The sequence below is a fragment of the Roseibium sediminicola genome (genome assembly GCF_023156505.1).
GTDB lineage: Bacteria > Pseudomonadota > Alphaproteobacteria > Rhizobiales > Stappiaceae > Roseibium > Roseibium sediminicola.
Genome location: NZ_JALNMJ010000017.1, coordinates 92,470 through 115,068, shown reverse-complemented (window position 1 = coordinate 115,068; position 22,599 = coordinate 92,470). Strand labels below are relative to the sequence as shown.

The following is a 22,599-nucleotide window of genomic DNA, read 5'->3' as shown; positions in this document are numbered from 1 at the left end:
TTCCCCACAAGGGGGAAGGGGACTCAGCTGCGATTTGCCGTCGGACTCATTGCCAACGTCAGGCAACCGCCGCCAATCTCACCGCAGCATTGCCGCGGGTGGTCCCCCTCCCCCTTGTGGGGAGGGGATAGGGGTGGGGGTAACCAAACCCCGAACGTGGGCAGGTCCGGATCAGCCCCACCATTTCTCCGGTTCGAAGGAGCCGGCGGCGTCTTCGATGACCTGGCCGACCTGGAACAGGGTGCTTTCGTCGAAGGGCTTGCCGATGAGCTGCAGGCCAAGCGGCAGGCCGGACTTGTCGAGGCCGGCGGGGACCGAAATGCCCGGTAGGCCGGCCATGTTCACGGTCACGGTGAAGATGTCGTTCAGGTACATTTTCACCGGGTCGGAATGCAGGTCCTGGTCGGCGACGCCGAAGGCGGCCGACGGGGTGGCCGGAGTCAGGATGGCGTCGACACCGTTTTCCCAGGCGAGGTCGAAGTCGCGTTTGATCAGGGTGCGCACCTTCTGGGCCTTCAGGTAATAGGCGTCATAGTAGCCGGCGGAGAGCACATAGGTGCCGATCAGGATGCGGCGCTTGACCTCCTCGCCGAACCCTTCGGCGCGGGTGTTCTCGTACATCTCGACAATGTCCTTGCCCGGCACGCGCAGGCCGTAGCGGACGCCGTCATAACGGGCGAGGTTGGACGAGGCTTCCGCCGGGGCGACGATGTAATAGGCCGGCAGGGCGTATTTGGTGTGCGGCATGGCAATGTCGACGATTTCGGCGCCGGCATCCTTCAGCCATTCGATGCCCTTCTGCCAGAGTTCGTCGATTTCGCCCGGCATGCCCTCCATGCGGTACTCGGCCGGAATGCCGATCTTCAGGCCCATTACCGACTTGCCGATGGCGGCTTCGTAATCCGGCACCTCGATGTCGACGGAGGTGGTGTCCTTCGGGTCGACGGAAGCCATGGATTTCAGCAGGATTGCGCTGTCGCGGACCGTGTGGGCGATCGGTCCGGCCTGGTCGAGCGAGGAGGCGAAGGCGACGACGCCCCAGCGCGAGCAGCGGCCATAGGTCGGCTTGATGCCGACGGTGCCGGTGAAGGCGGCCGGCTGGCGGATCGAGCCGCCGGTGTCGGTGGCGGTTGCGCCCATGCACATGCGCGCTGCAACTGCGGACGCGGACCCGCCGGACGAGCCGCCCGGAACCAGATCCTGGTTGGAGCCCTGCTTGCGCCACGGGTTGATCACAGGGCCGTAATAGGAGGTCTCGTTGGAGGAGCCCATGGCGAACTCGTCCATGTTGAGCTTGCCGAGCATGACGGCGCCGTCGGCCCACAGGTTCGAGGTCACGGTGGATTCATACGGCGGCTTGAAGCCGTCCAGGATGTGGCTGCAAGCCTGGGTGTGCACGCCCTTGGTGGCGAACAGGTCCTTGATGCCGAGCGGAATGCCTTCCAACGCGCCGCCTTCGCCCTTGGCGAGCTTCGCGTCGGACGCTTTCGCCATCTCGCGGGCCTGATCTGCGGTTACGGTCACATAGGCGTTGAGCTGGGCGTTGGCGGCCTCGATGTTGCCGATAAAGGCGTCGGTCAGTTCCAGGGACGTGTAGTCCTTGTTCTTCAGGCCTTCGCGGGCCTCGGCAATGGTGAGTTTGGTCAGATCGGTCATGGATTCTTCTCGTGTTGGCCGGCAAGGGCCAGATCGGGTCGGACGGGGCGCTTATTCGACGACTTTCGGCACCATGAAGAAATGATCTTCCGAGGCCGGGGCGTTCTGGGTGATGTCGTCGGCCTTGCTGCCGTCCGTGACACCGTCCACGCGCTTTTTCATGGTCTGCTCGACCACGGAGGTCAGCGGCTCGACGCCGTCGATATTGACTTCGTCGAGGTGCTCGACAAAGCCGAGAATGGCGTTCAATTCGCCGGTCATGCGGGTGGCGTCGTCGTCGCTCACCTTGATGCGCGCCAGGCGCGCGACGCGTTTCACCGTATCGGTATCAACTGACATGTTTTCCTCGTGGGTCTTCTTGAAGCGCAGCGGAGAAGGCTCCGGCTGCCTGGATCTGTCCCGTTCTCTTTGCGGCGGGAGGCAAAAATATTCAAGCAATGCGTCTTGCCCCACCGGAGATTTCATCATAATACGGTACCAGTAATAACCGTAATAGAGTTTTCGTATGAGCAAACCAGCCGAAACCCTGCGCCCGCTGCCGATGGCGGCCGTTGTCTATCTGGCGTTCGAACCCGCCTGGCTGGCGTTGCCGCGTGAGGAGAGGGGCCGTATCGCCGGCAAGATCGGCGCGATTCTTGCCCGCCATCCCAAGGTCACCTTCGAGTGGTTCGACGCCGATGCGCTGGCCGGCGGGTTTTCCGATTTCGCCATCTGCCGGTTTTCCGACATGCGCGCCTATCATCATCTCTGGGAGGAGCTGCGCGACACGGAGATCTTCGCTCACCCCTACGCGCGCATCGTTAATGTCACGACAGGCATCGAAAACGGCTTTCAGGATTACGAGGCGAGCCTGAAAGAGGAAACCAATGGCTGAGGCCGGCCGGCCGCGGCAAGCGCGGGTCACCGGAGCCCTTCTGGCGGCGACACTCTCTGAACTTGCTGAAAACGGCTATGAGAAAACCACCATTGCCGCCATCGCCGCGCGGGCACGGACAAGCAAACAGGCGGTTTACCGCCGCTATGCCGACAAGGAGGCTTTGATCGCAGCCGCGGTGGAACAGGCGCTGGTGACGGCCAATCCGGGACCGCCGCAGCGCGGCAGTGTTGCCGAGGATCTGCGGCTGTGTCTTTTGAACTCGGTCAAGGCCTTGCAGGAAACGCCTCTCGGCGGCGCGATACGGGCGCTGGTGCCCTACCGCCAGCGGCCTGGTCTGGCCGCTGTGCTGGCCGAGGCGGAAGAGGGGCGGCGTCTGGTGCTGCGGCAGATCTTTCTGGCGACGCCGTTCGAAGCGGACATGGAGACCCGGATCGATCTCCTGCTCGGGCTGATCTATTTCCGCCTGCTGATCCGTGGCCAGGACGTTACGGAGGGGGACATAGAGACGGCGATCTATCTGGTGCTCGGCCTTGTCGCGCCGAGGGACCCGGCGGCGTTTCAGGGCCTCCCGGGAATGTGACCGAACTCGCGATCACGTTCCGCTCTCCCGGTGCTGTCGGCTCTGTGATCAAGGGTGATTGGTGTTTGTCTGCAGCTGGGGACATTTTCTGACCGGCGCGGTGCAGGGAAGCACCGGCCAGACATGTCAGGGAGACGTTGATGCCGCTTTATACGTCCAAATCCGTTCTTCTGGGGCTGACCGCCCTGTTCTCCGCCGCCGCCTTCACGGCCTCGGCCGACGAAATCACCACCTTCACCAAGGAGGGCGCCGCAATCGGCGGAACCGATCCGGTCGCCTATTTCACCGAAGGCAAACCGGTCGCCGGCTCCGACGACTACACATTCGACTATGACGACGTGACCTGGAAATTCTCGTCCGCGGAAAACCGCGACGCCTTCGCCGCCGATCCGGCCAAATACGCGCCGCAATATGGCGGCTTCTGCGCCTTCGGCGCGTCCATGGGTTTCAAGGTCCCGGTGGTGCCGGATGCCTGGTCGATCGTCGATGGCAAGCTCTACCTGAACAATTCGCTGACGGTTCAGGAACGCTTCGAGCAGGACGTCCCGGGCCACATCCGCAAGGCGACGCTCAACTGGGAAATCATCAAGGACAAGAAGCCGAGCGATCTGAAAGAACCCATCATCCGGGACTGAGGTTTCTCATCCTTGCCGGTGTTTCGAAAACCCGCCACCCGGCGGGCTTTTTGCTGCGGTTTTAAGTTTTCTCCGCTTACCAACCCGTCATTCCGGGCCAGTGAGGCGAAGCCGAGCGCCGACCCGGAACCCAGACATATTTCGCGCCTAAGGCGCGGCAACATCCAATCCAAGGGTGTTCGCTTCGCTAACGCTGACACGCTGGATTCCGGATCATCATGCAGCAAAGCTGCACTTGTCCGGAATGATGGAGAAAAGGTGGCGTGCCACACCCCGTTCCGTCTTTCCACTGGCGCGCCTCTTTAAATCCTGTCCGTGAAATGCTAAATCCTGAGAAAATTATTCAGCATTAAAGAGGTGGCCGTGGCCAGACTTCCCAAACGCCGTCCCAGGTTCCTGACCGTCAAATCCGCCGTTCCTCTCAGCCCGAACTTCATTCGTGTCACCTTTGCGGGGCCGGAGCTGGAAGGGTTTCCGAAGGGCCATCACGGCGCCAATTGCAAGCTGGTGCTGCCGCGCGACGGCGAGAGCCGGGACGCGTTCGAAGCGTATTTTGCACCCGACGGGCCGGAGGAAAAGATCCATCCTGTTCGCACCTACACCGTGCGCGCCTATCGGGAAGATGTTCTGGAACTCGACATCGATTTTGTCGCCCACGGCGACGAAGGCCCGGCGACGCGCTGGGCGCAGGCGGCGGGGCCGGGTTCCTTCCTTGGCTTTTTCGGCCCGAGCCAGCCGAAACTCACCGAGTTCCATGCCGACTGGTATCTGCTGGCCGCCGACCTGTCGGCCATGCCGGTGGTCGAGGCGACGCTGGAGCAGATGCCGGCCGATGCCAGGGGTCTCTGTGTGTTCGAAGTACCGTGCGATGAGGACATTCGCGAGATTTCCGCGCCCGCCGGCATCGACATCCGCTGGCTGGTCCAGGCGGACGTGCACCGCCCCTCGACCGCCCAAGTCGACCTGGTCCGGTCCCTCGACTGGCCGTCCGGCACCATTCAGACCTGCATTGCCGGGGAAAGCTCGGTGATCCGGGCGCTCCGGGATCATCTTCACAATGAGCGCCAGGTGCCGAAAAAGGACACCTACATTTCAGGCTATTGGAAAATCGGCCTGGTCGAAGACGAGCACCAGAAGATGAAACGGGCCGAAGCGGCGTAAAGGGGCAACGGCGGTTCAGAGTTACTGGTCTGGCTGATGAGTTTCTTACGGCCAGCGCTGCGTACCCCCACCCCTAACCCCTCCCCACAAAGGGGAGGGGAATTAGGCAGTGCAAGCTCACTTGCAACAGCAAGGAATAACGCATGATGAGTTGGCTTCTCTACGGGCGTGCGCCGCTTGCGTCTCCCTCCCCCTTGTGGGGAGGGATCAAGGGTGGGGGTGAGCGGCGCAAGCGGCAAAATCGAACCTGCGCATTTCGATGCGACATGATTTCCCAGCCTCCTTCAAATTCTCGCCACGCCTTCACGCTTAGACTGATAGTCTTCCCGTTTTCAGGAGGTCTAGTCATGCGCGTTTTGGGAATAGTTCTGGCCACTCTGTTTGCCGCCCTGTTCTGGTCATCAGCCTCGCTGGCCGCGGAGCCGGCTTTCGATTGTGCCAAGGCGGAAAGCTCCGCAGAAAAGCTGATCTGTTCGAATGACGAGCTGGCGGCGCTCGACCGGAAACTGGCCGAGATTTATGGCGGTGCGGTGGACGTGGTGAAATCCCTTGATGCCGGCGCGGACGAAGCACTGAACACGCTGAAGGCCTATCAGCGTGGCTGGGTCAAGGGCCGGGACGAGTGCTGGAAGGGCGAGGATGAGCTTGCCTGCCTCAAAGCCACCTATGAGCGCCGTATCGCGGAGCTGACCGCCCGTTACCAGTTGATCAAGGGCCAGGCGCCGGTGTTTTACACCTGCAACGGCAATCCGGCCGACGAGATCGTCGCGACCTTCTTTCCGACCGAGCCGCCCTCGGCGCGGCTGGAGCGCGGCGACACCACGGAAATCGCCGTCCAGGGACTGAGCGGTTCGGGCGCGCGCTATGAGGGCGACTTCGGTATCGTCTTCTGGATCAAGGGCAATGACGCAATGGTCGAGTGGCCGCAGGGGACGTCGTTCGACTGCAAGGTGCGTGCAGGCTGACAGGGCCGGCAGGCCCTGTCTCGTCCGGTCTCAGGCAGTTCATCCGTCCTTGTAGTAGGAGCTGTAGCCGTTGAGCGCGGGCGCGCCGCCAAGATGCGCGTATAGAACCTTTGATCCGGCAGGTATGTCTCCGGTCCGGATCAGGTCGATCATGCCTTGCATGGATTTGCCCTCATAGACCGGGTCGGTGATCATCGCCTCGCATTTCGCCGCAAGCCTGATGGCGGCATTGGTTTCCTCTGACGGCACGCCATAGGCCGGGTAGGCATAGTCCGTCCTGATCACGATCTCGTCGTCCCGTACCCGGCGCCCGAGGTCGACAAGATCCGCCGTGCCGTCGACGATCTGCCGGACCTGCGCACGTGTCTGCTCGGGCGTGCCCGAGGCGTCGATGCCAATGACACGGTCTGCCCGGTTCTGGTCCGCGAAGCCGACGATCATCCCGGCCTGCGTGGAGCCGGTCACCACGCAAACGATGATGTAGTCGAAGGTGATGCCCATGTCCGCTTCCTGCTGCCTGACTTCCTCCGCGAAGTGCACGTAGCCGAGGCCGCCGTATTTGTGGACGGAGGCGCCGGCCGGAATGCCGTAGGGAACGCCGCCGGCGTCGCGCACAGACTGAAGCGCGTCCTCCCAGCTTTGCCTGATACCGATATCGAAACCGTCCTCCACCAGGCGTGAGTCCGCACCCATCAGCCGTGTCAGCAGAATATTGCCGACGCGGTCATAGACCGCGTCGTGGTGCGGAACCCACTTTTCCTGGACGACGACGCATTTCATGCCGATTTTTGCTGCCGTCGCGGCGACCATGCGTGTGTGATTTGATTGAACACCGCCGATGGAAACCAGCGTATCCGCACCCGAGGCCAGGGCATCCGGCACGATAAATTCAAGCTTTCGCAGCTTGTTGCCACCAAAGGCCAGGCCCGAATTGCAATCCTCGCGCTTGGCATAGATGTCCACCTTGCCGCCAAGGGCTTCGGACAGGCGGGGAAGATGTTCTATCGGAGTGGGGCCGAAGGTGAGCGGATAACGGTCAAACTTGTCGAGGTTCATGGAGCACACCGTGTTGGTTGATAATGCCATGAGCCTTGCAGATTTCGGATGAAAGGTGCTCTCTTATGCTTCCGAATTGTTTCTCCGGTTCAGAAGAAGTTGACGTTGAAGTGAGAGAAACTTCGAAATTAGAATAAGAAAACGGAAGAATCTTTCATGGCGGAAAATCTGGACAGGATTGACAGGAAAATTCTCAGGCTCTTGCAATCGGATGGCCGTCTCAGCAATGCGGATCTTGCCGCGCAGGTGAATGTCAGCCCCGCGACCTGCCACAGGCGGACGCAGCGGCTCTTCGATCAGGGCTATGTTCAGGGCGTGCGTGCGCAGATCGATCCCGTGAAGGTCGAACGCTCGGCGCTCGTCATTGTCGGGGTGGTGCTGGACCGCTCGACACCGCAGAGCTTCGCCGAATTCGAGGAGGTCATCCGAAAGGCCGACTTCATTCTGGATTGCCATCTGGTGGCCGGCGATTTCGATTATTTCCTCAAGATCCGCGCGCGCGACATGGCCGACTTCAACAAGCTACATGGCGAAAAGCTCATCGCCTTGCCGGGCGTGCGGTAGACGCGGACCTTCTTCGTCATGAAGGAGGTGACGGACAACGCGCTGTTACAGTTCTAATAGCAGACGTGGGCAAGCCTGGCGCGGAAGCGTTCAAGGCCGTCGCTGATGATCCCTGCCAGATGGCTGTCTCCGCAGATCCTGTCCGCCGTGACATCGTTGGTTCTCAGTCCCAACGAGAATCCGGCCTCGGCGACGATCTCGGCCGACATGGTCCGGAGCACTTCTTCCAGCTGGCCGGGGGCAAAGGCGTGCCGGTCGCTGACATGGGCAAGCGCCACCGGTTTGCCCGGAAAGCGGGTGCAGCCGACCATCCAGTCGAGCGCGTTTTTGAAACTTCCCGGCAGGCAATGCATGTATTCCGGCACTGCGAAGAGCAGGCCATCCGCCGCCGCGACACGGTCACGCAGCTCCCGGACGATTGCCGGCAACCGGTCTTGCGTGTCGAGATCGGGCGAAAAATGCGGCAGCTCGGCGATCGCGTCATAGCGCTCAATCGACAGTCCTTCCGGCGCCAGGCGTTCGGCGGCGGTCAGAAGCGCCAGATTGGACGAGGCAGCGCGCAGACTGCCACAGAAGCTAAGGAGCGAGACGGACATGGGACGCGGGTTCCGGTTGGGCGGAGGCAGAGCCTACCGGATTCGCGCGCCCGTGAAATCCGCTTACCGGCTCGCGGCCGCCAGTGCCGTGCCAAAGCCGACAAAGAGGGTGCCGGTGACCCGGCGCACCCACAGCATGCGTTTTGCCGAAGTCAGGAAGCGGCGCATGTGGCCACCGGCAAAGGCGATGGCGGCGTGGTTGGCAAAGCAGAGCGCGGCATAGGTCACCGACAGGATCGTGATTTCGAATAGATCGATCCGGCCCTTGTGCATGAATTGCGGGAACAGGGCGGTGATCACCAGGATCGCCTTGGGATTGGTGATCGACACCAAAAACGCTTCGAGGAACAGTTTCCAGCCGCTCTTCCTGGCCGTCAGCACGCCGTCCTGCACCTGGAACGTCGTCTTGTCGCGCCAGATCTTCATACCGAGAAAGATCAGGTAGGCGGCGCCGATGATTTTCAAAACCGTGAAGGCAATGGCGGAGGTTGCCATGATCGCACCGAAGCCAAGGGCTACCGCATAACCGAGAACCACCAGGCCAAGCGCATTGCCGCTGGCCGAGGCCAGCGTGGCATTGCGGCCGAAGCGCAGCGTGTTGGAGAGCGCCAGCATGACGGCGGGACCCGGGCTGATGGCTGGCAGCAGGGAGACGGCGACAAACACGAGCCAGAGATCGATTGGCATCGGACAATCCTTGAAAGGCGGCCTGAAGCGGGGCAGGCCGGAGGCAATATCAGAGTGCGGCCCTGGATCAGGGCAGTAGGCGGCCGTCGCGGACGGCCTGGTCGAGAAGCTCCTGGGCATAGGCCCAGAGCGTGGGAAAGGGGGCGAGGTGGTCTTGTTTGGTCCGCCGCATTGTCTCGGCGGACAGCGGTTCGTGGGTCGGATCAGGCTGGCCGGAGGCAAATACCAGCACCATCGGATGAAAGGCGTCCATGGCATTGGCGAAGCGAGCCTCGGCGGTTTCGCAGGCCTCGAATTCCAGCCAGAGATCTTTGAAGTCTTGTGCCTGCGCCCCTGGCAGAAGCGCAAACAGGCGGTTTGCGGCGGCTTCTTCCCGGCGTTTGACGTCGGCCCGGTTGTCGTCCGTCACCCAATGGTCGCCGGCATCGATCTCCACGAGATCATGAACGGCAAGCAGGCGCACCACATGGGCAATGTCCGTGCCCTCGGGCGCGTGTTCGGCAAGGGTCAGCGTCTGCAGGATGACGTGCCAGCAATGCTCTGCTGTGGTCTCCCGGCGGTTGCCCGCGGCCAGCTGGTTGAGCCGGACGACTTCCTTCAGCTTGTCGGTTTCCAGGAGAAAGCCGATCTGCCGGGACAGGTCGGTCTCCATTCAGATCTCGCCCATGGCCCGGCGGAACCGGGTGACGCTGCCGGTGAAGCCGTAGATCAGGGCGTCGGCGGTGAAGCCGTGGCCGATGGACATTTCCCGGATGAAGGGCGCGCGCGCCAGCAGGGGCGGGATATTTTCGACCGTAAGGTCATGGCCGGCATTGACGCCAAGGCCGCAACCACGCGCGGCTTCCGCGGCGGCGACCACCTTGTCGAGTTCGCGCGCGGCTTTCGCCGGATCGTCGTAACAGCCGCCATAGGGGCCAGTATAGATCTCGATCCGCTCCGCGCCGAGCCGGGCGGCGTGTTCCGGCGCGGCGGGATCCGGATCGCAGAACAAGGAGACCTTAACCGCCCATTCCTTTGCGGCGGCAATCGCGGTTTCGAGCGCGCCTGTGTCTTTCGAAAAATCCCAGCCGTGATCGGACGTTGACTGGTCCGGATCGTCGGGCACGAACAGCACCTGCTCCGGCCGTGCCTCTTCGACCAGTTTCATAAAGTCCGGCGCGGGATAGCCTTCCAGGCAAAGTTCCTTGTTGGGGAACCGGTCCTCGATCAGCTCGGAGAGCTCGAACACATCCGTTTTGCGGATATGGCGCTCGTCGGGTCGCGGATGCACGGTGATGCCCTTGGCGCCCGCTTCCATGGCAATCGCGGCCAGCCCGGTCACGCTCGGCCAGGGCAGGTCGCGGCGGTTGCGCAGCATGGCGACGGCATTGACGTTAACGGAGAGGCGCGAGACTTCGGGCATGGCTGACAATCCGGAAAAAGCGGTTCTGATCAAGCTTGAAAGGGTTGGGTCAGGATCGCAAGATTGTTCCAAAAGTCCTTGAAGTCAAACAAGATATTGTCACTAGAGACAATGTTTCGGGGCGGCGCCGGCAAGATGCCCGCCGGAAAATTGCCGCGCCCGCAGCCGGCGCGTGTGCAGATGGATGGCGATCAGGCAGGCCGCCCAGACGGCAATCGATTGCGGATAATAGAAAGTCCAGAGCGCCATGCCGGCGCCGACCGCGGTGCCGACGCCCGGCAGCAGGCAGGAGCCGGCTATCGCGCCGGCAAGGGGCGGGGCGACCAGGGAGAACAAAATGGCGTAGGCCCAGCCATACCGGCCCGGCCGGCCGTACCAGCTGGACAGACAAAAGCCGCCGACCAGGCCGCCGCCACCGCCCAGGAGCGCGGCGATATAGGGTTCGACGGCTCCGCCGCCTCCGGAGCCGCCGTTTTTCAGCATCATGGCGACCGTGAAGGCCACCAAAGTGCCCGCGGCCGCGCTCTCCGCGGCCACGACGAACCGCCAGGCGTTGCGTTGGAACCAGCCCTGCTGTTGCTTACCGTCGTTGGACATGCGCGATCCTCCTTGCTGTCGAGACGGGATCTGTCTAGCGAGACCGGAACGTGCTTTTTCAGGAGGGCATGTGCAGTTTTTCAGCAAACAGAGGGAAAGACTCGATCCGTCAGGCCGATTCCGCCGGTGTCAGGGCGGGCTCTTCAGAGTCTGGCCCATAAATGAAGCTGAAATGGTTTGAGGCGAATTGGTCTTCATCTAGGAGCGAAAGCGCAGGAAATGTGGTTCATTTTCTAGCCTTTCGCGACGCCGAGGAAGACCAATTCGGTCAAATCCGAAGGACATGGAAATGGCTTCACCCCGTGTCGTCAGCGTGCTTGACCGGGCAATAAGCCCGCTCCGCGCACCCTTCCTATCGGTGTTTCGCCATTTCCCATGCCATTTCGATTTCATTTATGGGCCAGACTCTGAGGTTGCAGCCATCCCTGATAGTGGACGAGCATGCCGATGCCCGGCAACGAGATCTTCACGTCAAAGTTAAAGCGCCCACTATCATCTTGTTCCCACGCTTCGCTGAGCGGAATCAGCCAGTTTGGCAATGGGAGTGCGAGGCACCGGCCCCGGCCGACAGGGAAGGCCAATCTCCCGTGCCGCTGTTGCAAATGAATGTTGAACGCAATCGGGCCGAACCGTTCCTGCACGATGCCGGAGCCGGGCGCGCCCCGCAGGCTGAGCACGGATTTAAACACCTTGCCGCCGAAATTGCGCTGCCAGATTTCAGCCTTCCCACGCCGCTCGATTGTCACCGCAACCGGTGTCCGCTCCGCTTGCGGCGGAAAGCCGACCATGCGGCAGATCAGCTTGCTCAGGAAAGAGCCGCCGCGTGTGACCTTGGCCTCGCCGGTCCAGCAGCGCCTGTCATACACCGTGTGCAGATCCCGGACGGGCGCCGGCAAAGTGTCGAAGCCGGTACCAAGGGCCTGCTGGAACAGGCAGGGGCGGTCATCCGTGTCGACCCGGGTGGCGACGCTGAGGTGGGAGGTTGCCTCCGAAACGTCCTGAAGCGTGATTTCTCCCAGGCAGGGGCGGGCACCTGCCGGAACCGTGCCTTGCGTGAGCCGCCGGCACAAGATCGCGGCGGCCACGGCGGGGATATGCGGTCCGTCGCCGGCTTCTGCGATCAGGGTCCAGCGGCGGCTCAACGGCTTGCCTCTGCCGTCGAGGCCGGCGAGGCGAACTTCCATGCCGCCGCGGTCGCTGCCAAGGGGCTCCAGCCAGTCGGCGATCTTCTGCAGGACACCGGCCATGGGGTCCAGCGAGCGCAGCAGGCGGAGACGCACCATCCAGGAAAGCCCCCAAAGTCCGAGATGCATTATCGGAAGCTCCAGCCCGGCGCGGAACAGCACGGTCCGGGCGCGATAACGTTCCGGGAAGAGCGTCAGATCCGGGGCGCCAATGAAAGACGTCCAACGAGGTGGCAGACCGGCCCTTCCTGGTGGACCTATCCGGCGTTTGGAAAGGCCGGACCAGCCAGGAAGCCGGATTCTGATCCCGTCGCGAAAGACGGTCATCGGCCGGCCCGCCTGGGTCAGGATCGCGCGCATGACAGAGAGACCGCGTGGGGCACGGTTGCCGGGCAGGATCACGCTTTCAATCAGGTCCAGGCGGGAGAAGTCGCCGCGAAGCGCCTCGACAGCAGCCGATGACAGGGCGGGAACGCTGGAAACGCCCGAGAGGACCGAAAGCCCCGCTGCCAGGGCCTGATCCCGCAGGACACCAATGCCGCCGGTGAAACCGGCGTCGTCGGACAGATCCAGATAATGGCTGCCTGCGGCAAGAGCGGCCTCGGCAACCTTGTAGCGGTGCTCGCCATAGGCCTGGAAGGGGCCGGCGGCGTCGATGGTCGCGAACGGGGCGAGGCCGGCAAGCGTTTCAGAGAAATTGCTTGCGGATCTGTCCAGTGCCGCCGGCAAGCCACCATGGCGGTCACAGAAGGTCTGCGCCTTGCCGAGATTGCGGCCGGCAATGACGACCTCGAATTGCGGCTGGCGCAGCAAGGCTTCGGCCAGCTTGCCGCCGAAGACGCCGTAGCCACCAAGAATGACAATCCGTTGCCTGGAGTTGGCTTCAGTCAATCAACCGTTCCTTGAGTTCAGCCGACGGCAGAGGGCAGGCACGCCGGCCGAAGCGGTAGCGGTTTTGCGCGATCCGGTCATAGATCCAGTTGGCGAGGCTCCTGGGAAGAAGGTTCAACACCGTCAGCGCCTTCCACGGCCAGCCGAGGCTCGCCATGGCTGCGGTAAAGGACGCCATCTTGGTGTGGACACGGCCGTCATGGATGACGATGTTGGTTTCCATCAGGTCCGGATCGAGATCGAAAAGCCGGTAGAGCGCGCGGCCCGTTTGCGAATGGGCGTCCACAAACCGGAAGCCGGCGCGCCGGTCGTGTTTGACCATGAACCTGGCAAAGCCGGAGCAGAACACGCAGATGCCATCGAAGACGATAAGGTTGCCCTGGGGCAGTCCTGGTTCAGCACGTTCGATGCCGTGGCATTGTCCTTCCGTCGTGTCGGCCATGTCGGGCTCCAGGAGTGTCCGGTTTTAGGCGATGATGGCGCCGGAGTTGCAAATGGGCGAGCCCGCACTTTGCCACAGGGTTTGGTCTTTCAGGCGGTCTCGAGCCGGAATTTCAGAAACGCGGTCCCGGCATGTTCGACGGTGCCGAGCGGTTTCGCGCCCAGTCGGGTGAGGGCGCCGAGATTTTTGCGCGTGGGCGCCAGCAGGAATGTGACAAAGGGGATGCGCGTATCGGCACGGGCGAAGGCGAGTGCCTGACGGGCGATGCGGGCGCCAAGACCGAAAGCGTCCGGCGTCAGCACCAGTCCGAAATCCCATTCGGTGTCTTCCTTCTGAAACCCGCCCCAGCCGACATAGGACCCGCCGCAGAAAATCGCCCAGTGGCCGAGGCCGTCGCACTGCCAGCAGGCTTCCTTGGCCGCCACGAATTTTTCCACCATGTCGAGATCCCAGGTGAAGGTCTGCAACGGCAGGTGTTCGCCAACGCGCGGGTCGGACATATGCGCAAGGAGGATTTCGGGGGCAATGTCCGTCAGCCGCCGAAATTCAATCTCGCCAGAGGGCTTGGAGCACATGTTGCAGGTCTGTCCGTCTTGTTCCGGGGCGGCCATGGAGACCATGTCCCGGGCAGGCGATCAAGACGTCCTCAGATCGCGGTCTTTCACGATTGCGTGCAGACGCCGGGAACTTTGCCTCCCGGATTGCCCGCCGGAAAGCCACGATCAGGGGCGCGGATATGGTGCCCTTTTCTGCAGGCCGGGAGAAAAATTGAAGACAAGGCAACGCAACGACACAGTAGTTCCCCGGAATTTCGCGCGCAGGGCATTTGCCGTAAGAGGAGGCCTTGACGGGTCTCTTGGTCCTACTTAGCCACGAAACCGGTTTTGGTTTCGCTATGCGCGAGAATCAATGCATACATTGCTGCAAGAAAGACAATCCGGACTGCCCATGGCCACTTCCAACGTTCTCCTCCTCTTTGCCCAGGCCGCCGTTTATTTCACCGTCATGATGAGCTTGCTGCGCGCACGCAAGGTGATTGGCATCGGCGTCTTCATGTGCGCGCTGGGCGTGATGCATTTTCTGGAGACCTATCTCGCCAGCGTGTTCTACATCCAGCTGCCCTTCGGCATCGTCTCGCCCGGCTCTACGGTGCTGTTCTCCGGCAAGTTGTTGATGATCCTGTTGCTTTATGTTCGCGAGGACGCGCTTGCGGTGCGCCAGCCGATCTATGGCCTTCTGATCGGCAATTTCCTGATCGTCGCCCTGGTGATGATCTTGAGGAACCACGAGACAATCGACGTCACCAACAGCCACGGTCCGGACTTCGCCTTTATCGACGAGATGGGGCTGCTGATGGTCTGGGGCACCATCCTCCTGTTCATTGACAGCATCCTGATCATCATCCTGTATGAACGGATCGGCGACTGGCTCGGCCGGCATCTGGGACTGCGTTTCCTGATCTGCGGCGCGGTTGTCCTGACCTTCGATCAGGCGGGTTTCTTCCTGGCGCTGCATTATGTTTCCGGTGCGCCGGGCCATGTCTTTTTCGGCGGCTGGGTCGCCAAGATGGTCGCGACGGTCGTCTATACGGTACTTTTCATCGTCTATCTGAAATATTTCGACACCGAGAAGGGCTGGCTGACCGACCGGCCCCTGAAAGACGTCTTCCAGGTGCTGACCTACCGGGAGCGCTATCACAAGCTGCTCGAAGCCTCGATCCGCGACCACCTGACCGGCGCGCTCGACCGCAGCCAGTATGACCAGAACGCCCCGGCGATCCTGGCGCGGAATCTGGCGGAAGGACGGGCGGTGTCCTTGCTGGTGATCGATATCGATCATTTCAAGCAGGTCAACGACCGGCACGGCCATCAGGCGGGTGACGAAGTGTTGAAGACGGTCGCGCGCCTTCTGACGGAAAACCTGCGTTCCGACGATCATTTGTACCGGGTCGGCGGTGAGGAATTCGTGCTGCTGTGCGAGAAACTGCCCGCCGACGGGGCGACGTCGCTGGCCGAGCGCCTGCGCAAGACCATCGAGCGGTTCAGCAAGGTCTATCTGCCCGAAAAGATCACGGTCAGCGTCGGCGTCGCCTGCGCGCCGGAAGATGGCGACACGCTCGAACGCCTGTTCAAGACCGCGGACCAACGCCTTTACGAGGCCAAGAAAAAGGGCCGCAACTGGGTGGTCGGGCCGAAAGCGGAGCTGTGAACTGCACTGGCATCTTCGGCGTTATCTCCGCGAAAGCGGAGACCCGGGAAGCCGGGCGCTTGGCGGGGAGGACGCTGGTTGGGCGGGACATGAAACAACGCTGCGGAGACAGTCCGTCAATCGAGCCCCAAACGCCCGGCGCCAAGACCGGAGGAGCTTCGGTCTCACGGCAAAATATCCGGCTTCTCCGGCAAGCATTGCGCGAAGGCCTTGCAGGCCCAACCACCTTTTGTTGCTGTAAAGGCACTGGACGAAATTCAGATCATCGATTTCCGGGCCGCATTAACACTTGTCTAATCTCTTGACGGTCCCTTGGGTGCATGATGATGTGAGCTTTACCCATGATACCTGCGCAGATATTCGACCAGATCATCGACAAGTGCTCCGAAGGGCTGGCACTTGCGCTGGCGCATGACGAAGACGGCGCGGTCATGGAGCTGCAGTGGTGCAACAAGGCCTTCACCCGGATCACCGGTTACGAGCTTGCGGAGATCCGCGGCAAGCGCGGCACGATACTGATCGGCGCGAGCATGGCGCAAGGCGACCATCTTTCCATTATCGAAAAGCTGATGAACTGGGAGTGCTTCTCCGTCAAGGTTCGCACCAATCGGAAAAACGGCGAGGAATACTGGGAAAAAATGAGCTGGGTGCCGTTGTCGGACCCGGCAACGGGCGACCGGTGGTGGCTGTGTTCGCTCATTGAACTGGATGAGCCGCCTGTCCACCCGTCAAGGCCGCAGATGCTTGATGCAGCTGCCTCCCACCAGGAGCTGTTGTCCGGCTTTGCCGAGAAAATCCAGCGCCTGGAAAAAGAGAACACCCGTCTCCACGAACTGGCAAAAACCGTGGCCAAGGAGTCGAAGGAAGATGCGCTGACCGGCCTCTCCAACCGGCGCCATTTCGAGGTGGAGCTGAAGTCCTGGGTCGCGGACCTGCAGAAAGGCGGGTCTGATTTTGCCGTCTTTTATGTGGATCTCGACCGGTTCAAATCCGTCAACGACACGCTGGGCCATGATGCCGGTGACCGGCTGCTGATCTCCGTTGCCAACATGCTGCGCCGCCTGACAGAGGCAACGGACCTTGTGGCGCGCATCGGCGGCGACGAGTTTGTCATCCTGCGCCCCTTGAGCGACAGCGCGCTGAATATCAGCGGCCTGGCCGACGCCATTGTGCAGGAAATGCATGCGCCCTTTGCGTTCGAGGGCAAGTCGACCTTTTGCAGCGCCAGTGTCGGCGTTGCCATCGCCAAGGCCGGCATGGATGTTCCCGAACAGGTGGTCGCGGACGCCGACATGGCGCTCTACCATGCCAAGACCAACGGCCGGGGGCGCTGGTCGTTCTTTACCGAGGAAATGCATGCGGAGGCGATCGCGACCAAACGGCTGGTCTCCGACCTTCTGATTGCCTGCGAGAACCGGGAATTCATTCCCTATTTTCAGCCCCTGATCGACGCGGAAACCGGCCGGGTCACCAGCGCCGAGGTGCTGGTGAGGTGGGCGCATCCGAAACTGGGACTGCTGCCGCCGGCCGCGTTTCTCGACACGGCCGCCGCCATGGGGATCCTGAAGCGGATCGACGAGATCACCTTCAGCACGCTGCCCGAAACGCTGACCGCCTTCGACGAGGCGGGCATCGACCTGCCGCGCGTCTCGATCAATGTTTCCGCCGGCCGGCTGGCGGATCCGACCCTCATTCACGACATCAAGAAATCGGGGCTCGATCCGGAAAGACTGACCATTGAAATCCTGGAATCGGTCTATCTGGAACGCATTGGCGACGTGGTGCACTGGACGCTTGGCGAGTTGAAGGAGCTGGGTGTCACCATTGCGCTGGACGATTTCGGCACCGGGCACGCCTCCGTCCAGGGGCTCCTGAAAATCAGTCCCACGGTCTTGAAAATCGACCGCCAGTTCATTTTGCCCATCGTCAGCGACGAAACCGCCCGTGCTCTGGTGGCTTCTATCATCGGGATCGGCAAGAGCCTTGGTATGAAGATCGTCGCCGAGGGCGTGGAAACGGAAGCCCATGCGCAATTGGCAAGCGGCATGGGCTGCGACATCCTGCAGGGGTTTTACTTCGGAAAACCGATGTCCGCCGCGGACCTCCAGGACACCTTGATCCGAACCGCGGGCAACGTCTGGTCTCCTGCTGTGACGGTTGCCGGAAGCGAACGCTCCGGACGCTGTGTTTGAGCCGGTCGGGCTGCGATGGGTGCAAAGCTCGCTTGTCCGCGTTTTCTCCATTGTGTCATCTCCGCGAAAGCGGAGACCTAGGAAGCCTCATCAGAATAGAAACGCAATGCCCAATGCGGCTTTGCCTTTCCATCGTCATCCCGGCCTAGCGCAGCGAAGACCCGGAACCGGGGAGCCCGGGGGCTGTCGTTAGGAAAGGTTTTGTCGGCAAATGCTTGTGGCTCCCCGGTCCCGGCTCGCGCTATGCTAGGCCGGGATGACGCCGGTGGGAGGCCCCCTCCTTTGGCCCAGCTTAGGCCATTTCCGCCTGCACTGCCGCACACCACTGTGTCACCCCGGCCTTGAGCCGGGGCCCACTCGCCGTGCAGCTTGTTCAAGACGCCAGGAAAGGCCGCGCGCGTGTGCCCCACAAGGGCCGCTCTGGCAACGAGTAGGCCCCGGATCTGCGCTTTGCTTGTCCGGGGTGACTCCGAAGAGGGAGGCGGTGCCCCATACAGGGAGGCTTACCCCGCCGCGTAGAGCGAGCCCGTCCGGGTCTTCAGAAACGCCTCCAGCGGGATGTCTTCCTGGCGCAGGAAGCCCTGGCCCGGCAGTTTGCCGTCGCGGACCATCTCGATCACGGCAACGACGGAGGCCGACGTCGTCCAGGCGATCGCGGTGCGCATCTTGCCGCCGATCTCGATCGGCTTGTAGGCGCGCACGAATTCCTCGCGGCGCGGGCGCCCGTCAATGGTGCCTTCGGAGGCCACATGCACATAGACGACGTCATTGTCGGTGGGCGGTTTGGCATGAACCAGGATCTCGCCGGCCTCCTGGCGCCGCTCGCGCATCAAGAGCTCGTGGAAGAAGAAGTTCATCAGCTCGGCGTGGCCGGGATAGCGCATGGTCTTGTAGTCGATATTGGCGACCTTGCCGAGATAGGTCTCGCACATGGTGCCGAGACCGCCAGAGGTGGTGAAGGCTTCCAGTTTCATGCCGTCGATATAGATGGTTTCCAGCCATTCCATCGGCGAAACCCATTTGCGCACACCGTCCTCGATCACCTCGCAATCGTTGAGATATTCGTTGACGACGCCGTCGGGCGACCAGTTGAAGGCATAGCCCATCAGCCCGGTCGGGTTCTGCGGCAGGGCGCCGACGCGCATGCGGCAGGAGCGGCAATCGTCGAAGTCGCCGATCTGCTTGGCGCCGACAATGCCGACAAAGCCCGGCGCCAGGCCGCATTGCGGCGCCATCAGGCCCTTGGCGGTCGCGCTCATCTCGATGATTGCCTTCGTGGTCGGCACGTCTTCGGTCAGATCGAAATAGTGGATGCCTGCGGCATGGGCGGCGGTCGCGACGCCGACATTGAGCTGATAGGGCAGGCAGGACAGGATCGCATCGACGCCCGAGACGATCTTCTGCAGGCTGTCATAGGCCTTCAGATCGGCCGACTGAACGGCAAAGGGCATCGTCTCGCGCGGGGCATTCTGGTCATAGGCGATGACCTCGAAACCGCTTTCATGCAAAAGGCGCGCTGCCAGCGCGCCGACCTTGCCCAGACCCAATACCGCGATTTTCTTCATTCTCTGCTCCTCGGCAGGGCCGGATCTGATGTCCATTGTGCCGCTGCCTTCATGTTCCCCTTTCGGCGTGTCTCCGCCCGCGCCGAAACGCGGGTCGAAAAACGCCCGTTGGTCCCATTAGGAGCTGATTTGGCGTCAAACAAAACGGCAAAAAATTTTGCAAAAAGGTATTTTTCTGGCAAATAGTCAGTTCGATATTGCCTGCAACGCACACCCGTACCGGACGCCCGTCATGGATGACCTCGATCACCGCCTATTACACCTGCTGACCCGGGACGCGCGCATGTCCGCGACGGATCTCGCCGGAAAGCTCGGCGTCTCGCGTGGCACGGTGCAGAACCGCATCGACCGGCTCCAGCACCAGAAGGTGATCCACCGCTTCACGGTCGAGCTCGGCCAGTCGGAGGAAGACCACCAGATCAGCGCCTTCACCCTGATCCGCCTCACCGCCGACGACGGCCGCGCCACCCAGGCCGCGCTGCGCCGCATCGAGGCGATCACCGACATCCACACGCTCAGCGGCGCGTTCGACCTGGTGGCGGAACTCAGGGTTCGCTCGCTGAAGCTGCTGGACAGAACGCTGGACGAGATAAGGGCGCTGCCGGAGGTGGCGGAGACGCAGAGCCATATAAGGCTGGCGTCGGCGGGAAGGTGAGGGAGGGGCGGCTCGGGGCGTAAGTCGCCGGCAGCTTTGAGCGAGACAACACGAACTCTCTCAGCGCAGCAGCATCGGGCGCTCTCGCCAGCCCTCTCAAACCCCCAGGTCCCGCAAACCTTTTTCGATTGTCTCGCGGGCCCTGTTTTCGGCAAAGGGGAAGGAGGCGAAGAAGACCTCCGAAGAAAGTGCCGGATCCGCCTGCCGCGCCCGGGCCAGCCAGGCGCGGGCTTCGGCCTCCTTGCCGGCCAGATGCGAGGTCAGCGCCGCGATCAGCGCGATATGCTTGTGCGCGCCTGGCATCAGCGCCGCCTTTACGCCAAGCTCTTCCGCTCTTTCCAGATTGCCGAGTTGCAATTGCACCAGCGCGCTTGCCGACACCATGCCATAGGCGAGCGGATCGAGCGGGCTGAGGTCCAGTGCCAGCGACAGATCGGCATCGGCCTCGTTCGCCTTGCCGGCCATCACGTTCACCAGACCGCGTGTATAGGCACCCTGCGCAAAACTGGGGCTGAGGCTCGTCGCCCGGTCGAACCAGGCAATTGAATCCTCAAGCCGTCCTTCAAGCCAGGAACAGCGTCCGACATTGAAATGGGCAAAAGGATCGAGCCGGTCTATCTCCACCGCCTGCTGGGCCAGCGCGCGGGCCTGTTCCACCTCCGCTTGCGGATCGTCGCCGAAGCGCATGAAGGCCGACTGGAAATGGGTGAAGGACAGCCCGCCCATGGCGCCGGAGAAATAGGGGTCGCGCTCCAGCGACTGGGTGAACAGCGCCGCCGCGCGGGCATTGTCCTGCCGGTTGAAGCGGTACATGTGATCCAGACCCAGGTGGAAACAGGCCCAGGCGTCGAGTTCTCCCGGCGGGCGTCTGCGCGCGATCCGCACTTCGTTCTGCGGGATCTGCACCGCCAGACTGGCAACCACATGGCTTTCGATTTCCGGTCTGAGCTGGTGCAAGTCGGTCAGGCTGCCGCGATAATGGTCCGCCCATATCGTGCCGCTGCTTGTCATGTCGATCAGCGAGACGCCGATCGTGACGGTCTCGCCCGACAGTTCAACCGTGCCGGTGAGACCGTAACGCACGCCGAGCTGCCGGCCGGCTGCGAGCGGATCCATATCGTGCCCGCGAAAGCGGAAGCTCGACCCGCGGGCGATGACGAACAGCCAGTGCAGGCGGGAGAGGTCCGCAATGATGTCGGCCGGCAGGGCGTCGGCCACAATCTCATGCCGACCGGGTTCACCAAAATACTGGAAGGGCAGGACGGCAATGGAAGGCCGCCCGTCGCGCGCCGTCCTGAGCATTTCCTCGATGGCCGGGGCGGCCTGCGCCTCGGTCATGAGACCCGATGGCGAAGTTGCCGCCTTTGCCGGAGCACCGGCGACCCCGGTCTCGGCGACAAACCGGAATCCCTTGCCATGGATCGTGCGGATGACTTTCTGGGCGCTGCCCGTGTCCCCCACTGCCTTGCGGGCCGCCTTGATCCGGGCTGCCACGGCGGTTTCGGAGACGATCCGCCCGTCCCAGACATGTTCGATCAGCTCGTCCTTGCTGACCATCCGGTCGCGGTTTTCCGCCAGCAGCAACAGGAGGGAGAGCACCTGCGGCTCGATTGACACGCGTTCGCCATTGCAGCGCAACTCGAACCGCGGGCCGTCCAGTTCATATCCGTCAAAGGTGAGTACCAAGGCGTCGGCTCGCGGCACGCGTCACCCTTTCCCTGAAAATCTTCATGAAAAGGTCAGTTATATTCATGTCGCCGTCAAGCATTGCCGTGAGGTGAGGCGTATCCCTTGGTCATCGGAAACAGCCGATCATGGTTTGCACCATTGAAACCCATACCAGGAGAATTGAAATGCCTCTCGTAACGATCGACGTCATCAAGAACGTTTTCACCGATGAACAGAAACACGAGCTGATCGACAAGGTCACCGAAGCCATGGTCGCCGTGGAAGGTGAAGCCATGCGCCCGGTCACCTGGGTCCGCGTCATGGAAGTCGAACAGGGCGACTGGGCCATCGGTGGCCAGCGTCTCGGCGCCGCGGATGTCCACGCGATGTCTGGCAAGAAAGTCGCCTGACCTTATCGACCAGGTGTTTAAAAAGGGTCGCGCCCTCGGGCGCGGCCCTTTTGCGTTGGGCCAAGAGAACCCGGCAGCAATGCCGGAAAAGCAGTGTCCTTCACCTACAAACCCAACTCCGACAACCCCGCATGATCCAGCGGCCTCGGCCCGGATGCCCAGTGAAACAGCCGGTCTTCTTCCCTGATCGGCAGGTCGTTGATGGAGGCGATGCGCAGGCGCATCAGGCCGTCCTCGGAAAATTCCCAGTTCTCGTTGCCATAGGAGCGGATCCAGGCGCCGGCGCTGTCGTGCCATTCATAGGCAAAGCGCACGGCGATGCGATTGCCGCGGAAGGCCCAGAGTTCCTTGATCAGGCGGTAGTCCTGCTCACGCGCCCATTTCGCGGTCAGGAAGGCGACGATTGCGTCGCGGCCGGTGAGAAAATCGGAGCGGTTGCGCCAGCGGGTGTCCGGCGTATAGGCGAGAGCGACCTTTTCCGGCGCGCGGCTGTTCCAGGCGTCTTCGGCGATGCGGACCTTCTGGATGGCCGTCTCGGCATCAAAGGGTGGAAGGGGCGGGCGGCTCATGGGAGAAATCCTTGTTGGGAGAAGAGAGCACGGCGAAAG

24 protein-coding genes are annotated in these 22,599 nt (G+C 62.2%); 10 read left to right on the top strand and 14 right to left on the bottom strand.

Features of this window, described 5'->3' with window-relative positions; genetic code table 11:
• Positions 1-171: 171 nt before the first annotated feature.
• Together gatA and gatC are read right to left on the bottom strand one after the other, a co-directional pair.
• Positions 172-1,656, bottom strand: coding sequence for an Asp-tRNA(Asn)/Glu-tRNA(Gln) amidotransferase subunit GatA (gene gatA / locus M0H32_RS21305; protein WP_248157442.1), 1,485 nt, complete (start codon positions 1,654-1,656; stop codon positions 172-174).
• A gap of 51 nt (positions 1,657-1,707) precedes the next feature.
• Positions 1,708-1,995: an Asp-tRNA(Asn)/Glu-tRNA(Gln) amidotransferase subunit GatC gene (gatC, locus tag M0H32_RS21300; protein ID WP_248157440.1), complete on the bottom strand. Its 288-nt coding sequence runs from the start codon at positions 1,993-1,995 to the stop codon at positions 1,708-1,710.
• A gap of 166 nt (positions 1,996-2,161) precedes the next feature.
• Between gatC and M0H32_RS21295 the strand changes: the two genes are divergently transcribed.
• From M0H32_RS21295 to M0H32_RS21275, 5 genes are all read left to right on the top strand, one after another.
• The gene (locus M0H32_RS21295; protein WP_248157439.1) at positions 2,162-2,530 is read left to right on the top strand and encodes a darcynin family protein; all 369 of its coding nucleotides are present in this window, start codon (positions 2,162-2,164) and stop codon (positions 2,528-2,530) included.
• Positions 2,523-3,113, top strand: a complete 591-nt coding sequence (locus tag M0H32_RS21290) for a TetR-like C-terminal domain-containing protein (protein ID WP_248157438.1) — start codon at positions 2,523-2,525, stop codon at positions 3,111-3,113. Before M0H32_RS21295 ends, M0H32_RS21290 begins: the two co-directional genes overlap by 8 nt.
• A gap of 140 nt (positions 3,114-3,253) precedes the next feature.
• Positions 3,254-3,748 (top strand): YHS domain-containing (seleno)protein, encoded by a 495-nt coding sequence (locus tag M0H32_RS21285; RefSeq protein ID WP_248157437.1) that lies wholly within the window; start codon positions 3,254-3,256, stop codon positions 3,746-3,748.
• A gap of 363 nt (positions 3,749-4,111) precedes the next feature.
• On the top strand, positions 4,112-4,909 hold the full coding sequence (locus M0H32_RS21280; RefSeq protein ID WP_248157436.1) for a siderophore-interacting protein: 798 nt from the start codon (positions 4,112-4,114) through the stop codon (positions 4,907-4,909).
• A 347-nt stretch (positions 4,910-5,256) separates the two neighbouring features.
• Positions 5,257-5,874 carry an MliC family protein gene (locus tag M0H32_RS21275; RefSeq protein WP_248157435.1) on the top strand — a complete coding sequence of 206 codons (618 nt, stop codon included), beginning with the start codon at positions 5,257-5,259 and terminating at the stop codon, positions 5,872-5,874.
• A 39-nt stretch (positions 5,875-5,913) separates the two neighbouring features.
• On the opposite strand, the gene M0H32_RS21270 is transcribed toward M0H32_RS21275, so the two are convergent.
• Positions 5,914-6,930, bottom strand: coding sequence for a 1-aminocyclopropane-1-carboxylate deaminase (locus tag M0H32_RS21270; RefSeq protein WP_248157433.1), 1,017 nt, complete (start codon positions 6,928-6,930; stop codon positions 5,914-5,916).
• A gap of 156 nt (positions 6,931-7,086) precedes the next feature.
• Here M0H32_RS21270 and M0H32_RS21265 point away from each other — a divergent pair, with 156 nt between their 5' ends.
• On the top strand, positions 7,087-7,494 hold the full coding sequence (locus tag M0H32_RS21265) for an Lrp/AsnC family transcriptional regulator (protein WP_248157431.1): 408 nt from the start codon (positions 7,087-7,089) through the stop codon (positions 7,492-7,494).
• A 53-nt stretch (positions 7,495-7,547) separates the two neighbouring features.
• On the opposite strand, the gene M0H32_RS21260 is transcribed toward M0H32_RS21265, so the two are convergent.
• The 8 genes from M0H32_RS21260 to M0H32_RS21225 form a co-directional block, all read right to left on the bottom strand.
• Positions 7,548-8,090: an NADPH-dependent FMN reductase gene (locus M0H32_RS21260; protein ID WP_248157429.1), complete on the bottom strand. Its 543-nt coding sequence runs from the start codon at positions 8,088-8,090 to the stop codon at positions 7,548-7,550.
• Between the two features lie 63 nt (positions 8,091-8,153).
• Complete coding sequence (locus M0H32_RS21255; protein ID WP_248157427.1) at positions 8,154-8,777, bottom strand: LysE family translocator; 624 nt, start codon at positions 8,775-8,777, stop codon at positions 8,154-8,156.
• A gap of 67 nt (positions 8,778-8,844) precedes the next feature.
• Positions 8,845-9,429, bottom strand: coding sequence for an HD domain-containing protein (locus M0H32_RS21250; protein WP_248157426.1), 585 nt, complete (start codon positions 9,427-9,429; stop codon positions 8,845-8,847).
• The gene (locus tag M0H32_RS21245) at positions 9,430-10,179 is read right to left on the bottom strand and encodes a pyridoxine 5'-phosphate synthase (protein WP_248157424.1); all 750 of its coding nucleotides are present in this window, start codon (positions 10,177-10,179) and stop codon (positions 9,430-9,432) included.
• Between the two features lie 102 nt (positions 10,180-10,281).
• Positions 10,282-10,776 (bottom strand): hypothetical protein, encoded by a 495-nt coding sequence (locus tag M0H32_RS21240; RefSeq protein ID WP_248157422.1) that lies wholly within the window; start codon positions 10,774-10,776, stop codon positions 10,282-10,284.
• 389 nt (positions 10,777-11,165) lie between these two features.
• Positions 11,166-12,851, bottom strand: coding sequence for a saccharopine dehydrogenase family protein (locus M0H32_RS21235; protein ID WP_248157420.1), 1,686 nt, complete (start codon positions 12,849-12,851; stop codon positions 11,166-11,168).
• On the bottom strand, positions 12,844-13,293 hold the full coding sequence (locus M0H32_RS21230) for a thiol-disulfide oxidoreductase DCC family protein (RefSeq protein ID WP_248157418.1): 450 nt from the start codon (positions 13,291-13,293) through the stop codon (positions 12,844-12,846). The genes M0H32_RS21235 and M0H32_RS21230 overlap by 8 nt, the downstream gene beginning before the upstream one ends.
• 89 nt (positions 13,294-13,382) lie before the next feature.
• A complete protein-coding gene (locus tag M0H32_RS21225; RefSeq protein ID WP_248157416.1) occupies positions 13,383-13,904 on the bottom strand; it encodes a GNAT family N-acetyltransferase in 522 nt (173 codons plus the stop codon).
• A gap of 337 nt (positions 13,905-14,241) precedes the next feature.
• On the opposite strand from M0H32_RS21225, the gene M0H32_RS21220 reads away from it, so the two are divergent.
• Positions 14,242-15,501, top strand: coding sequence for a GGDEF domain-containing protein (locus M0H32_RS21220; RefSeq protein ID WP_248157414.1), 1,260 nt, complete (start codon positions 14,242-14,244; stop codon positions 15,499-15,501).
• A 341-nt stretch (positions 15,502-15,842) separates the two neighbouring features.
• Entirely contained in the window at positions 15,843-17,693 is a 1,851-nt protein-coding gene (locus M0H32_RS21215; RefSeq protein ID WP_248157412.1) for a sensor domain-containing protein, read from the top strand.
• Positions 17,694-18,196: 503 nt separating this feature from the next.
• Here M0H32_RS21215 and M0H32_RS21210 read toward each other — a convergent pair.
• Positions 18,197-19,258 (bottom strand): saccharopine dehydrogenase family protein, encoded by a 1,062-nt coding sequence (locus M0H32_RS21210; RefSeq protein WP_248157410.1) that lies wholly within the window; start codon positions 19,256-19,258, stop codon positions 18,197-18,199.
• Positions 19,259-19,415: 157 nt separating this feature from the next.
• On the opposite strand from M0H32_RS21210, the gene M0H32_RS21205 reads away from it, so the two are divergent.
• Entirely contained in the window at positions 19,416-19,913 is a 498-nt protein-coding gene (locus M0H32_RS21205) for an Lrp/AsnC family transcriptional regulator (RefSeq protein ID WP_248157408.1), read from the top strand.
• A 96-nt stretch (positions 19,914-20,009) separates the two neighbouring features.
• Here M0H32_RS21205 and M0H32_RS21200 read toward each other — a convergent pair whose 3' ends face one another.
• Positions 20,010-21,617: a winged helix-turn-helix domain-containing protein gene (locus M0H32_RS21200; RefSeq protein WP_248157407.1), complete on the bottom strand. Its 1,608-nt coding sequence runs from the start codon at positions 21,615-21,617 to the stop codon at positions 20,010-20,012.
• Between the two features lie 149 nt (positions 21,618-21,766).
• On the opposite strand from M0H32_RS21200, the gene M0H32_RS21195 reads away from it, so the two are divergent.
• A complete protein-coding gene (locus M0H32_RS21195) occupies positions 21,767-21,991 on the top strand; it encodes a tautomerase family protein (RefSeq protein WP_248157406.1) in 225 nt (74 codons plus the stop codon).
• A 104-nt stretch (positions 21,992-22,095) separates the two neighbouring features.
• Here M0H32_RS21195 and M0H32_RS21190 read toward each other — a convergent pair whose 3' ends face one another.
• Positions 22,096-22,560 carry a nuclear transport factor 2 family protein gene (locus M0H32_RS21190; protein WP_248157405.1) on the bottom strand — a complete coding sequence of 155 codons (465 nt, stop codon included), beginning with the start codon at positions 22,558-22,560 and terminating at the stop codon, positions 22,096-22,098.
• Positions 22,561-22,599 lie beyond the last annotated feature (39 nt).

Coding starts and splice junctions, on each gene's coding strand:
- gatA (WP_248157442.1), bottom strand. CDS start 1,656: ATGACCGATCTGACCAAACTCACCATTGCCGAGGCCCGCGAAGGCCTG.
- gatC (WP_248157440.1), bottom strand. CDS start 1,995: ATGTCAGTTGATACCGATACGGTGAAACGCGTCGCGCGCCTGGCGCGC.
- M0H32_RS21295 (WP_248157439.1), top strand. CDS start 2,162: ATGAGCAAACCAGCCGAAACCCTGCGCCCGCTGCCGATGGCGGCCGTT.
- M0H32_RS21290 (WP_248157438.1), top strand. CDS start 2,523: ATGGCTGAGGCCGGCCGGCCGCGGCAAGCGCGGGTCACCGGAGCCCTT.
- M0H32_RS21285 (WP_248157437.1), top strand. CDS start 3,254: ATGCCGCTTTATACGTCCAAATCCGTTCTTCTGGGGCTGACCGCCCTG.
- M0H32_RS21275 (WP_248157435.1), top strand. CDS start 5,257: ATGCGCGTTTTGGGAATAGTTCTGGCCACTCTGTTTGCCGCCCTGTTC.
- M0H32_RS21270 (WP_248157433.1), bottom strand. CDS start 6,930: ATGAACCTCGACAAGTTTGACCGTTATCCGCTCACCTTCGGCCCCACT.
- M0H32_RS21265 (WP_248157431.1), top strand. CDS start 7,087: ATGGCGGAAAATCTGGACAGGATTGACAGGAAAATTCTCAGGCTCTTG.
- M0H32_RS21260 (WP_248157429.1), bottom strand. CDS start 8,090: ATGTCCGTCTCGCTCCTTAGCTTCTGTGGCAGTCTGCGCGCTGCCTCG.
- M0H32_RS21255 (WP_248157427.1), bottom strand. CDS start 8,777: ATGCCAATCGATCTCTGGCTCGTGTTTGTCGCCGTCTCCCTGCTGCCA.
- M0H32_RS21250 (WP_248157426.1), bottom strand. CDS start 9,429: ATGGAGACCGACCTGTCCCGGCAGATCGGCTTTCTCCTGGAAACCGAC.
- M0H32_RS21245 (WP_248157424.1), bottom strand. CDS start 10,179: ATGCCCGAAGTCTCGCGCCTCTCCGTTAACGTCAATGCCGTCGCCATG.
- M0H32_RS21240 (WP_248157422.1), bottom strand. CDS start 10,776: ATGTCCAACGACGGTAAGCAACAGCAGGGCTGGTTCCAACGCAACGCC.
- M0H32_RS21230 (WP_248157418.1), bottom strand. CDS start 13,293: ATGGCCGACACGACGGAAGGACAATGCCACGGCATCGAACGTGCTGAA.
- M0H32_RS21225 (WP_248157416.1), bottom strand. CDS start 13,904: ATGGCCGCCCCGGAACAAGACGGACAGACCTGCAACATGTGCTCCAAG.
- M0H32_RS21220 (WP_248157414.1), top strand. CDS start 14,242: ATGGCCACTTCCAACGTTCTCCTCCTCTTTGCCCAGGCCGCCGTTTAT.
- M0H32_RS21215 (WP_248157412.1), top strand. CDS start 15,843: ATGATACCTGCGCAGATATTCGACCAGATCATCGACAAGTGCTCCGAA.
- M0H32_RS21210 (WP_248157410.1), bottom strand. CDS start 19,258: ATGAAGAAAATCGCGGTATTGGGTCTGGGCAAGGTCGGCGCGCTGGCA.
- M0H32_RS21195 (WP_248157406.1), top strand. CDS start 21,767: ATGCCTCTCGTAACGATCGACGTCATCAAGAACGTTTTCACCGATGAA.
- M0H32_RS21190 (WP_248157405.1), bottom strand. CDS start 22,560: ATGAGCCGCCCGCCCCTTCCACCCTTTGATGCCGAGACGGCCATCCAG.